The organism is Klebsiella sp. GFKo11, from assembly GCF_056490265.1.
Window position 1 is genome coordinate 3,483,370 of record NZ_CM151369.1, and the last position, 12,309, is coordinate 3,495,678.

Here is a 12,309-nt window from a genome sequence, read left to right on the forward strand (position 1 = left end):
CTGAACACCTCCCGCTTCACAGCGGGAGGTGTATTTTACTTTTTCTCGTAGCGCAAATACCCCGCCACGCCGCCGCCCCCATCCTTTGGATGATTGATCCCATTGCTCACCTCTACGCAAGGAAAATCAAAAGGCGATACCCCTTCAATGCACGCCACATTCACACCATACTGCTGCGGATTCGAACGCCGCTGATGAAAAGTATAGATCCCGCACACCGAGCAAAAAAAGTGCACGGCTTCGCCAGTATTAAAGCGATACTCCGTGAGCTTATCTCGTCCACGTAATATATCGATTCCTGCAAGCGGAGCAGAGACCGCCACCGCTCCCCGCATCCGACAGTACGAGCAGTTGCAGCGCCGAATGGTATTGAATCCATCGCTGAGTTCAACGGTAAATGCCACCGCGCCGCAGTGGCACTGAGCGGACAGTTTTTCAGCCATAGCGTCTTCTCTCTTCAGGCATTGGTCATACAGCCTGTATTAGGGGTGAATGTAAAGAACAGCCTGCAAACATACTTAACCATTCACGCCATTAATGCCAGTATCAACATCATCTACATTGCGGTTTGCCGTTTCCCCGGAGGCGGCGCTGCGCACCTGTCCGTAGGATCCACAAACAAAAGGGCCATCTGGCGATCGCCGCAGATAATCCATACCGCTAATATCTCATCGCGGGCAGGTTGTTTATCACAATAAAATAACCTATTAGCTGGAATGGCGCGGTCACCACATCCCCGACCAAGGCAAAAGGATACAGAAGACCGAGCGCAGAAAATTTCGAGCCTTCTTTCTCTAAGTTAATCGTCGCCGGTAAGAAGGTCACTTTATCTTTACCGCCAGATTTGCTCTGTAATACGCCGGAGACATAATTCATTCGATAAATCAGTTCAGGACGTTCATCACCCTGGTAAAGACGAAAACCAGAGGCAATCAGCACCTGTTTCTCTTTCTCAGTCAATTGACGATCTCTTACGATATAGCTAATTTCAATCGGCCCGTTGCTGGAAAATTTATGCTTCGAATTCACGTGGAACGTAGTCAAACCCGCATAAAATGATAAATAATTGATATCTATAATATTTCCAACATCTCCTTTTGCCAGAAAATCAGCGAGTGCCTCTCCATCGGAGGTTATCTGATAGGTGTATTTGTCGCCAACCAGACTTAACGTATTCCTCTTTTCCATCCCGTTACTGCTTGCCCGCATCGCGTAAAGCGAGTCTTTATCAATGGTATTGGCGCTTTTACTTCGCTCAATCTTCTCTGACAACCCCATCGTCATACAGCCGGATAAAAGCGGTGTCAGTAATAACAGCGCGCCGATAGTTTTCCATTTCATCATTGATCTTCCTGATTGTTATTTCATATCAAAACATTAAAGCCAGTATCCACATCATCTACGTTGCGGCGACAGCCATCAGCGTTCGGCGAAGCTGTTTGAGTGCGCCCATTTTACCCTTCCCCGGAGGCGGTGCTACGCACCTGTCCGGGCTACCCGATGTCTCAAGCCCGTAGATACTGTGAGCATCGGCAACCATTTTTAGTTGCGGGGCTCTCTCCGGTTTCTGGATGACAGACACACCACCGACAGCACCCTCTGGGTGCTGTTTTTCTATTCCCGCAGTCTTTTCGTCCCTACGCTACCGCTATTCCATGTTGTGACGCATCGAACGGCTCCCCTGACTTCAGCACTCCGTACGCCACCTGCGCCAGCTTGCGCATCATCGCCCCTATGATAACTTTCGCGCGTTTGCCATTCCCTTCCAGTCTCTTTCTGAACGCTTTTCCCCACGCCGTGTGATACAGCGCTGATATTGCTGGCATATATAATGCTCTGCGCAACTGAACCGGACCCGCTTTACTCATCCGGCTCGCCCGCATCACGCTACTGCCTGACTCATGCTGCACCGGCGTCAGCCCTGCATACGCGGCGAACTGCCGCGCTGTGGCAAACCTCAGCTTCAGTCCCGTATACGCCAGCAGGACCGCCGCCGTTTTCTCGCCGATACCCGGGATGCTGTTCAGCAGCTTCCGCCGTTGCTTCATATCCGGGTCGTTGTCCGTCAGGTCTTTTATCTGTTTTTCGATACGTTTCAGTTCAGCACTCAGGCACTCCAGGAGCACATCGATGCTCGCTAACTGGACCTCCGGGGCTGTTTCCTGACGGTTTTTCTCCTGCGTCTGCATCTCTGTCAGCGCCTGATGCCGTAACACCAGCGCTTTCAGGGCTCGCTCTGTCGGGTGCGGTGCCTCCCATGCTGACGGACGTTTCTCCCGGCAGAAGTGCGCCAGCATACGGGCATCGACTTTGTCGGTTTTACTGCGCAACCCTTCACTACGGGCGAAGGCGGCACTCAGGGCGGGGTTGATAATGGAGACGGTATAACCGGCATCACTCAGATACGCGGCAGCCTCTTCCATGTAGGTACTGGTGGACTCCATGCAGACATGGGCATGGTTCACATCATGGCTGCGAAGCCAGCGGACAAGCGCTTCATGTCCGGAGGGCGTATTTTCGAATTTTTTACCGCGATGTCGACCATCAGGGCGCAGGATATCAACATCGAGCTTAGCTTTGGCAACATCAATGCCGATGAAGTGCAGTTCATTTTCCATAGTGAAACCAACCTTGCGAATACGGGTTACCGGTGAAAGCCGGTCCATGATACTGTCCGGTTTATCACATGAGAAAGAACGGCGGTCCGGTGCAAAGGATCTACGGAACAGGCGCGAAAGCCTAAGCCCGGACACGGCATCCGGACCGCCATCAGAGAGAACTGGCCGGTTCTTTCTGATGGAGTCATCATACAAGCCCGGACAGGCGCATCGCGCCGCCTCCGGGATTCATTCCCAACCAGATTTTTATATCAAACCACTAATGCCACTAACTACATCACCCACGTTGCGGCGACAGCCATCAGCGTTCGGCGAAGCTGTTTGAGTGCGCCCTGCTGGCGCTCGATAAACGTCAGTTCACGCAACCTTGCGCGCCGCCAGATAAAAGCCAGCGCCTCTCCGACATGCTCGTTATTCTCCTGCGTGATGAGCGTGAAATAACGTGCATCCAGCCAAACTCGCCAGCAGCCAAAAAAGACGATCTCGCATAGCAACACGATGACGGCGCGCATCACGCCCGGTGGCGCGATAAACATCGCCCATAGCAATGGCGGAGTAGCAAACAGCAGCAGATAACGCCAGCTGGCCAGCGTGTGCTGAAGCAAACGATGCTGAAGATCCGTCTCAGTTGTTACATTGTCACTTTCTGCTGCCATTGCCGTAGCCTCTCCAGATGTTCATTGGTCAGCACCACCTGCGGACGACTTCGGCGCAGAGAGGAAACCGCCAGCTCTACCGTTGCCACATGGCCGTAGCACAACAGCCATGCTGCCACCACCATCGCGCTGCGCGACAATCCCAACGCGCAGTGAACCAGCACCGAACCCTGCTCCTCGCGCAGTGTTTCCAGCATCGCCACCGCCAGCCGCAGCTCGGCTTCCTCCGGCGGCACCAGATCCAGCATCGGTACGCAGTAATAGGTGCGCGATAACGTGGCGCGGCTGCGCGGAAATTCGCAGGTCAGATCCAGCACCGCATGTTGTTCAGGCGGGCGGCGCGGATAGCTGCCAAGGTAAACGCCCGCAGCGATGGCGCTCACCGGCGGCAGGCGTCGAGTGAACCAACGCATCGACAACCACATGCCAATACGCCACGGGAGCGTCAGCCAATATACGGAGGGCGGCAGCCGCCCCAGCTCATCTTTGCCCATGGTCGCCGCGCCAAACCCGCCATAGCCGCGTCCGGCAATCAGCAGCGCCACTACCGGCCAGAACAGCACCAGTAGTGGCCAAAAAGACCACGGCCCCAGCAGCGCCCCCGCAACCATGCAAAAGGTTGCCCCCAGCACGTAATACCGCGCCAGCCTGAAGTGGGCTATATCCGGCTGCTGCCAGCGCCAGCGGCTTTGATAAGGCACCATCCAGTCGATTAACATCCCCACCGCAAGCCCGGTCACAATATCAATGAAATGATGCTGCCAGGTGGTCAGTACCGAAACCGCAATCAGTAAAAACCAACCACTGCATAGCCTGCGCCAGACGCCGGAAAGGTGGCGGCTGAAATGACGCCACAGCAGCCAGCAGAGAATAATATGCAGCGATGGCGACTGGTTATACGGTAAGTCAAACTGCTCAAGCTGGCTGAACAACCAGCCCGCCGCGCCGGAAACCGGCGGACGCGTAAAGCTAAACTGCAAGGGGAAAAGTGCAAATCCGACGCAGGCGAGAACCGAAGCTAACACCAGGCGGTGCACCAGCCGTCGCTGCTCAAAACGCGTCGCACAGACAAACAGCGACAGCCCGTAAAACAGATCCAGACTCCAGTAAGGAATAATGCTCCACGGAATAAAGGGGATCGCCGACTCCCAACCAAACACGATGCTACCCACGTCATGATGCTGAGCATCGCGAAAGGCGGTAAATAGATTCAGCTTGCCGTAGGTGAAGAAGAAAAACGGAGCCAAAAAGAGTAACCAGCCAACCGCCTGCAGCATGACCTTACGACGTTCAGTCATCACGGCGCACCGCCATGGAAACGGTGAAAATCCCCCACTCGTCAATCAGCTGCGTACATTTCTCAAAGCCCGCTTCGCGCACCAGTGCATCCATTTCGCCCTGGGTACGCACCCGCATCACCCACGCTTTGCCATCTTTATGGCTGGTCAGCGACCAGGCGATGGTTTTTAACTGCGGGTGCCACGGCTGGCCGGTATAAATCAGCACCCCACAAGGTGGGATAGCCTGCGCAAGGCCTTTTAGCGACTCACGCACCGGCGCATTTTCCGGGAACAGCTCGTACAGCTCGGAGACAATGCCCAGCGTCGGTTTCGGCTCCAGCGCCGCCAGCTCCGCGCGGTTAAAGGCATCGCCCTGCTCAAAGCGCGCGCGGGCTGACATACCGCGTTCCGCGATCATCTGCTGGCCCTTCTCAACGTTCAGCTCGCTGTAATCACGCAGCAAAATGTCGCTTACCGTCGTTTCTGCCTCCAGCGCATCGAGCACGTAGCGCCCATGTCCGGCGGCGATATCCACCACTCGCACCGGCATGCCTTGTGCTGAGAGTTGCGCCACTGCTTGCTGAATCAACTGCTGGAGATGGACCTTACGCTGACGAATACCGCGCCAGCCAACGCTACTCAGGTAATTTTTATCGATGTGTCGCCCCAGCCAACTGCTGCCCTGCGGCTGGTTACGGTAGACATAATCGAGGGTGCTGCCAGAGTCAAAACCGGTTGTAAAACCCAGACGTACACCGGCGGATTGAGTTCCCAGCATCCTCATCGCATAACGCAGACCACGGTAAGCAAAATCGTCGAAAGAGTAAGGCTCCGGGCCGCCGTTCAATTGCCGCCAGTTATCCGCCCCCGGACTCCAGCGATCTTCCTGAGAGTAATCGAAAGGCTGCGGCGGCTGCGCGTACAGCACGTCAAGAAACGCGCGTATTTTGTCGAATGCCAGCGCGCGGTCGCGCTCACCCAAGGTATCGTGATAAAAACCGGGCAGCACATGCATTTCTTTCAGCGGGTGACGCAAACGCTGGTAAAAATCACGTTGCGGCTTACGGTGAACCACATAATCCGCACCGGAAACCAGCATCAGCGTCGGTAAGGTGATTGCCGCCGCGTCGCTCACCAGCCGCTCCGCCGTGCGGTAGAGATCGAGCAAAATATTGACCGCAATCGCCCGCGCAATCAGCGGGTCCTGATTAAAACTCGCCACGCGCTGCGGGTCGTGCGTCAGGTATTTTCCTTTTACATAGGAATTAACAAAAAACAGGCCGCGCAGTTTGTGCATCAATCCCAGACCCGCGCGCGCGAACGGGACGTAGAGCTTGACCTTAAACGCGGGCGAAGCCAGCACCAGGCCGCGAATATTCGGCGCATAATCATGGGCCCAGGCGGCGGCCAGCACCGCGCCAACGCTTTGTGCAATCACCGTAACGTCCAGCATGTCCGCCTGAGAATTCGCCGCCGCAAAGCAAACAAACTCATCGACATCGCGCACCGAACGCGCCAGTGAGGGACTAAACCCGCGCGCTCCTGGGGAGCTCCCGTGACCGTGTGCATCCCAGGCGTAAAAATCGGCCTCAGGCATGGCTAACTCATCAACGATATGTTGCAAACGCCCGGAGTGCTCGTGCCCCCGATGGAACAGCACAATAACCTTACGCAGCGCCCCTGTAGCAAGCGCTGGCCAGTAGCGATAAAACAGCGACGTGTTGTCGCTGGTGACAAAATGGTGTTCTTGCGCAATGCGAGTCTCAACCATGAGATTTTTATCCTTGTGTACGCCGTAGCGTTAGTAGCAGAAATAGCGAATAAAGTGGAAAAACACCGGTGCGGTAAAAATCAGTGAATCCAGTCGGTCAAGAATGCCACCGTGGCCAGGGAGCAGCGTGCCGCTATCTTTCACGCCAATATCGCGCTTCACGGCGGACATCACCACATCACCGCAAAAACCGGTGACGCCGATGATACCCCCCGCCAACAGCGACATCCCCCAGCCGAGCGGCGTCATTAACGGTCCCAGCAGAACCGCAACCAGCATCGTAGAGCCGATCCCGCCCAGCAGCCCGGCCAGCGTCTTATTCGGGCTCACTTTTGGCGTCACCCTGATGCGCCCCAACGATTTGCCCCACAGATACTGCGCGACATCGTTAAATTCGGTGAGCCCAACAAGGTACAGCACCAGCAGCGCGCCGGTTTGCAGGCCGTCGGCGGGAAGTATTAGCAAAAAAGCAACATGGCTCACGGCAAAAACGGTGGTCATCAATCCCCAGTGCAGCTGAGCCGCACTGTGTAAGAAGCCCTGAGTCTCGCCCACCAGCACCATCCGGGCAGGCAAAAAGAGAAAGGCATAAACCGGAATAAAAATAATGAACAGCCCATACCAGTCGATGCCGATTAACCCGTAGTTAATGGGGATAGCGATAAACATCCACAGTACGGGCATCCGGTCGGCATCGCGCGCAGGCACCAGCGTCAGAAACTCCTTTAACGCCAGCACGCTCACCAGCGCAAAGAAGGTTAACGCCAGCCAGCGGGGACTGATGAGCGCCAGAGAGAAGAGAACGACAATCACCCACCAGGTGCGGATGCGTAGGGTCAGCTCACGCCAGTCTTTATTCGGTTTGCACCAGACCAACAGACCATTAATCAGCGTCGCCAGCAGCAGCACGGCGAAGACCGCGACCAGCGATTTTTCCAGCAGCATCATGGGTGATTCCCCGGAAGCACGCTGCGACAGCGGTTGATGATGGTCCAGATCAATAGCAGCGTGACAATCCCCCACGCGACATTGCACCACGCGATCAACTCCGGCCAGCCGCTCAGCGCCAGTCCCCAGGCGCCGAACACCAACGCGCGATCGCTCTTACCCATGGGGCCCGCATAGCTTCGCACGCCGTTAATCGCCTGCGCCAGAACCCCGGCGAATTCGCTGAAAACGGTGAAAAATAACATCGACAGCACCAGCAGCGGGCTGCTGCCAGGCAATAATATAAAGGGAAGATAGAGCGCGATATCAGATAAGACATCGCCGAATTCATTCAACAGCGCGCCGAGCCGGGTCTTCTGATGACATTCCCGGGCCAGCATGCCGTCCAGCGCATTTAGCGCCATACGGATAAACAGCACGATCGGCAGGAGCCAGAACAGTTCGGGATTGGGGAACAGCAGCAACAGACCGCCGGTGAGCAATGAGAGGGCCATCGCGGCCAGGGTAACCTGATTAGCGGTGATCTGTTTCTTCGCCAGGCAGAACATGAGCGGACGCAACAGCGCCTGAAATGCCGGTTTCACGCAGTAGAGGGTCATTATCAGTCCTTGATAAGGCAAAGGACCATACTGCATCAGAGCGCTATCCGACCGCCACTGCGCTTACTATAACAACGCCAGTTTCAGAATTAATTCAGACTCTGGCGCGGATTCATGTTACTGCTGCGACTTCGGCTTCAGGTTTTCATCAAACTCCAGCCGCTTACGGTCGGGTTCTGCTTCGCTCAGCGGTTGCACCTCAAAAAGCGTGTTCTGGCAACGTTCTACCAGCACCTGATACTCACGGGTGCCCTGCTTTTTCCACGTCAGTTCCTGCTCGGTTAAGGTACGAATCGCCTTAGCCGGGCTGCCGACGATCAGATGATTAGCGGGCATCTCAGCCCGGGCTTTCACAAACGCCGACGCGCCGACAATACTGTTTTCACCAATGGTCGCACCGTCGATAATCACCGCGCTCATGCCAACCAGCGCATTACGCCCAATCACACAACCGTGCAGGATCGCGCCGTGGCCGATATGCCCGTCCTCTTCCACTACCGTATCCTGCCCCGGAAAACCGTGCATCACGCAGTTATCCTGAATGTTCGCCCCATCTTTCACCACGATACGACCAAAATCACCTCGCAGGCTGGCGTTGGGGCCAACGTAAACCCCTTTACCGAGGATCACATCGCCAATCAGCACGGCGGTTGGGTGAACGTAGCTTTCGTTAGGTACGACGGGGATCATTCCGTCCATCTGGTAAATCGGCATGGCGTCTCCTGTTACGCCTCGGCTAATCCGCCAAAGCGTTGATAATAGAGCGGCCCCGGCGCAGGCAGTTCGCCTACCGAGCTTTCGCTTTTTTCACTGACAAAGGCCTGTGCCCCGGGTGCGACACGTTGATAGATATTGATACACAGCTGACGCGCGGTCTGACCCAGCCAATGTGCTGGCAAAAGTTCCTCTGGCAACAGCGGATCTTTCAGCACCACGCGGCGATAGAAATGGATCAGCAGTAAACGAATCTGAAAGCAGCGTTCCGGCGTCAGTTCGTCCGCCTCGGCGTCGCGCAGCAGCGGCAACAACGGGCGAAACAGGGTGATAAACGCCTCATACATGGCATTTTGTTCGGTCAGATGCCAGCACTCCTCGACCCGTTCACGCAGCGCAGCGCGGGAGAGCGCCAGCGGCGAATGGGCTTCAAAGCAGATAACGTTTTCCGCCACTCCCGCTTCGTGAAGCAATGACTGCACGTCGGCGAGCTTTTGCGACGGCGAAGCCAGCAGGCTGGGCGCGAGCACACCAAAACCCTGCCAGATTAATTGTTTTTTAACTTCAGTCAGGGTGCTTTTTTCTAACCCTTCCGAGAGTAGCAGCAGCCAGGTGCCGTCCCATTCCGGGGCGCTAGCGCGATAGATTTTGCTTTCGGCGCGGCGCGTAAGGCGCAGACCTTTGTCGCTCAGCCGATAGAAGCTACGGCGGCCGATACGTACCACGTCCAGCCACTCCTCTTTATTGAGGCGAAACAGCGCGGTGCGCACAAAGCGCTCACCAAAGCCGAGTCCTTCAAGTAATGCTGCCACGCTGCCGAGCCAGACTTCACCGCCGCGCTGGGATAAGCAGTCGCCGTACAATGACGCGATAAGCGAGGTACCGCTAATAGGCATCGCCGTCACCGCCTGCTGAATAAAGCTATCGAGTTTGTCCATATGATTCATTCTGTTGTTATTTTTGTCCTTTTTGAATCATAGCACAGGAAATCCCGGAGGCGGCGCGATGCGCCTGTCCGGGCTTGTATGATGACTCCATCAGAAAGAACCGGCCAGTTCTCTCTGATGGCGGTCCGGATGCCGTGTCCGGGCTTAGGCTTTCGCGCCTGTTCCGTAGATCCTTTGCACCGGACTGCCGTTCTTTCTCATGTGATAAACCGGACAGTATCATGGACCGGCTTTCACCGGTAACCCGTATTCGCAAGGTTGGTTTCACTATGGAAAATGAACTGCACTTCATCGGCATTGATGTTGCCAAAGCTAAGCTCGATGTTGATATCCTGCGCCCTGATGGTCGACATCGCGGTAAAAAATTCGAAAATACGCCCTCCGGACATGAAGCGCTTGTCCGCTGGCTTCGCAGCCATGATGTGAACCATGCCCATGTCTGCATGGAGTCCACCAGTACCTACATGGAAGAGGCTGCCGCGTATCTGAGTGATGCCGGTTATACCGTCTCCATTATCAACCCCGCCCTGAGTGCCGCCTTCGCCCGTAGTGAAGGGTTGCGCAGTAAAACCGACAAAGTCGATGCCCGTATGCTGGCGCACTTCTGCCGGGAGAAACGTCCGTCAGCATGGGAGGCACCGCACCCGACAGAGCGAGCCCTGAAAGCGCTGGTGTTACGGCATCAGGCGCTGACAGAGATGCAGACGCAGGAGAAAAACCGTCAGGAAACAGCCCCGGAGGTCCAGTTAGCGAGCATCGATGTGCTCCTGGAGTGCCTGAGTGCTGAACTGAAACGTATCGAAAAACAGATAAAAGACCTGACGGACAACGACCCGGATATGAAGCAACGGCGGAAGCTGCTGAACAGCATCCCGGGTATCGGCGAGAAAACGGCGGCGGTCCTGCTGGCGTATACGGGACTGAAGCTGAGGTTTGCCACAGCGCGGCAGTTCGCCGCGTATGCAGGGCTGACGCCGGTGCAGCATGAGTCAGGCAGTAGCGTGATGCGGGCGAGCCGGATGAGTAAAGCGGGTCCGGTTCAGTTGCGCAGAGCATTATATATGCCAGCAATATCAGCGCTGTATCACACGGCGTGGGGAAAAGCGTTCAGAAAGAGACTGGAAGGGAATGGCAAACGCGCGAAAGTTATCATAGGGGCGATGATGCGCAAGCTGGCGCAGGTGGCGTACGGAGTGCTGAAGTCAGGGGAGCCGTTCGATGCGTCACAACATGGAATAGCGGTAGCGTAGGGACGAAAAGACTGCGGGAATAGAAAAACAGCACCCAGAGGGTGCTGTCGGTGGTGTGTCTGTCATCCAGAAACCGGAGAGAGCCCCGCAACTAAAAATGGTTGCCGATGCTCACAGTATCTACGGGCTTGAGACATCGGGTAGCCCGGACAGGTGCAACGCGCCGCCTCCGGGGGAAGGTGCTAACCGTTAGCGGCAGCTTTACGCAAATCAAACACCCGGCACGCCTTACCTTCGGAGCGCGGAATGCTGCCGCAGTTGACGATGCTCACGTCGGTGGAAATACCGACCATCGACTTAATACGGTGGCGCAGATGGTGGCAAATCTGGCAGCGCTGCTCATGACTCAGCGCCAGACCGCTCTCTTTTAGCTCCACGCGCACCGAAAGTGAATCAAGATGCCCACGGCGATCCACTTCCAGCTGGTAATGCGGGGCCAGATGTTCAATCTTGAGGATCTCTTCTTCCAGCTGCGACGGGAAGACGTTGACGCCGCGAATAATCAGCATGTCATCACTGCGCCCGCTGATGCGATCCATCCGGCGCATAGTGCGGGCGGTGCCCGGCAGCAGGCGCGTCAGATCACGGGTGCGATAGCGGATCACCGGCAGCGCTTCTTTGGTTAGCGTGGTGAACAGCAGCTCCCCATGTTCGCCGTCGGACAGCGGCGTGCCGTCGTCCGGGTTGACCACTTCTGGGAAGAAATGGTCTTCCCAGATAGTCGGGCCGTCGCCGGTTTCAATGCACTCCATCGCCACGCCCGGCCCCATCACTTCGGACAGGCCGTAAATATCCAGCGCGGTAATCCCCAGACGACGCTCAATTTCGGCGCGCATTCCCGCCGTCCACGGCTCGGCGCCAAAGACGCCGGTACGCAGCGAGCAGCCGCGCGCGTCGCCGCCCATCTGGCGTTCGAGTTCTTCAATCAGGTTCAGGCAGTAAGACGGCGTCACCATGATCATGTCAGGCTTGAAATCACAAATCAGCTGCGCCTGTTTCTCGGTTTGTCCACCGGACATCGGGATCACCGTGGCCCCTAAACGTTCCGCGCCGTAATGCGCGCCCAGGCCGCCGGTAAACAGGCCGTAGCCGTAGGCGACGTGGATTTTGTCCTTCGCCGTGCCGCCCGCCGCACGCAGGGAGCGCGCCACGATATTGGCCCAGGTGTCGATATCATTTTGCGTATAGCCGACGACGGTCGGTTTGCCGGTGGTGCCGGACGATGCATGGATACGCACCACCTGCTCCATCGGCACCGCGAAGGTGTCGAACGGATAGTTATCACGCAGGTCCTGCTTGGTGGTGCAGGGAAACTTGCTTAGGTCACTCAGCTCACGAAAATCATCCGGGTGAACGCCCGCCGCGTCGAACTTGCGGCGATACATCGGCACATTCTCATAGGCGTGTTTTAACGTCCACTTCAGACGTTCGGTTTGCAGAGCCTGTAATTCGTCACGCGATGCAGTTTCAATCGGATCTAATGTTGTTGTAGTTGTCATTTTGTAGGGTATCCGCAGGTCAATTAG

Annotated in this window: 12 protein-coding genes; 1 reads left to right on the forward strand and 11 read right to left on the reverse strand. The window is 56.2% G+C overall.

What is annotated here, in order from left to right:
* Positions 1 to 35 precede the first annotated feature (35 nt).
* From AC07P6_RS16945 to paaX, 10 genes are all read right to left on the reverse strand, one after another.
* The gene (locus AC07P6_RS16945; protein ID WP_182238355.1) at positions 36 to 443 is read right to left on the reverse strand and encodes a GFA family protein; all 408 of its coding nucleotides are present in this window, start codon (positions 441 to 443) and stop codon (positions 36 to 38) included.
* Between the two features lie 217 nt (positions 444 to 660).
* A complete protein-coding gene (locus tag AC07P6_RS16950) occupies positions 661 to 1,344 on the reverse strand; it encodes a hypothetical protein (protein ID WP_478313819.1) in 684 nt (227 codons plus the stop codon).
* A 293-nt stretch (positions 1,345 to 1,637) separates the two neighbouring features.
* The gene (locus AC07P6_RS16955) at positions 1,638 to 2,618 is read right to left on the reverse strand and encodes an IS110 family RNA-guided transposase (protein WP_478316951.1); all 981 of its coding nucleotides are present in this window, start codon (positions 2,616 to 2,618) and stop codon (positions 1,638 to 1,640) included.
* A gap of 272 nt (positions 2,619 to 2,890) precedes the next feature.
* Positions 2,891 to 3,274: a hypothetical protein gene (locus AC07P6_RS16960; RefSeq protein WP_478313821.1), complete on the reverse strand. Its 384-nt coding sequence runs from the start codon at positions 3,272 to 3,274 to the stop codon at positions 2,891 to 2,893.
* A complete protein-coding gene (locus AC07P6_RS16965; protein ID WP_478313823.1) occupies positions 3,250 to 4,575 on the reverse strand; it encodes a phosphatase PAP2/dual specificity phosphatase family protein in 1,326 nt (441 codons plus the stop codon). The genes AC07P6_RS16960 and AC07P6_RS16965 overlap by 25 nt, the downstream gene beginning before the upstream one ends.
* Positions 4,565 to 6,325, reverse strand: coding sequence for a bifunctional alpha/beta hydrolase/class I SAM-dependent methyltransferase (locus AC07P6_RS16970; RefSeq protein WP_478313824.1), 1,761 nt, complete (start codon positions 6,323 to 6,325; stop codon positions 4,565 to 4,567). Before AC07P6_RS16970 ends, AC07P6_RS16965 begins: the two co-directional genes overlap by 11 nt.
* Positions 6,326 to 6,355: 30 nt before the next feature.
* Positions 6,356 to 7,273 carry a phosphatidate cytidylyltransferase gene (locus AC07P6_RS16975; protein WP_478313826.1) on the reverse strand — a complete coding sequence of 306 codons (918 nt, stop codon included), beginning with the start codon at positions 7,271 to 7,273 and terminating at the stop codon, positions 6,356 to 6,358.
* Positions 7,270 to 7,872, reverse strand: a complete 603-nt coding sequence (locus tag AC07P6_RS16980; protein WP_478313828.1) for a CDP-alcohol phosphatidyltransferase family protein — start codon at positions 7,870 to 7,872, stop codon at positions 7,270 to 7,272. The genes AC07P6_RS16975 and AC07P6_RS16980 overlap by 4 nt, the downstream gene beginning before the upstream one ends.
* 117 nt (positions 7,873 to 7,989) lie before the next feature.
* Positions 7,990 to 8,586, reverse strand: coding sequence for a phenylacetic acid degradation protein PaaY (gene paaY / locus AC07P6_RS16985; protein WP_434659033.1), 597 nt, complete (start codon positions 8,584 to 8,586; stop codon positions 7,990 to 7,992).
* Positions 8,587 to 8,597: 11 nt separating this feature from the next.
* Entirely contained in the window at positions 8,598 to 9,524 is a 927-nt protein-coding gene (gene paaX / locus AC07P6_RS16990) for a phenylacetic acid degradation operon negative regulatory protein PaaX (RefSeq protein ID WP_478313830.1), read from the reverse strand.
* Between the two features lie 278 nt (positions 9,525 to 9,802).
* Here paaX and AC07P6_RS16995 point away from each other — a divergent pair, with 278 nt between their 5' ends.
* On the forward strand, positions 9,803 to 10,783 hold the full coding sequence (locus AC07P6_RS16995) for an IS110 family RNA-guided transposase (protein WP_478316951.1): 981 nt from the start codon (positions 9,803 to 9,805) through the stop codon (positions 10,781 to 10,783).
* Positions 10,784 to 10,965: 182 nt separating this feature from the next.
* On the opposite strand, the gene paaK is transcribed toward AC07P6_RS16995, so the two are convergent.
* Positions 10,966 to 12,282 (reverse strand): phenylacetate--CoA ligase PaaK, encoded by a 1,317-nt coding sequence (gene paaK / locus AC07P6_RS17000; RefSeq protein ID WP_478313832.1) that lies wholly within the window; start codon positions 12,280 to 12,282, stop codon positions 10,966 to 10,968.
* Between the last annotated feature and the right edge of the window lie 27 nt (positions 12,283 to 12,309).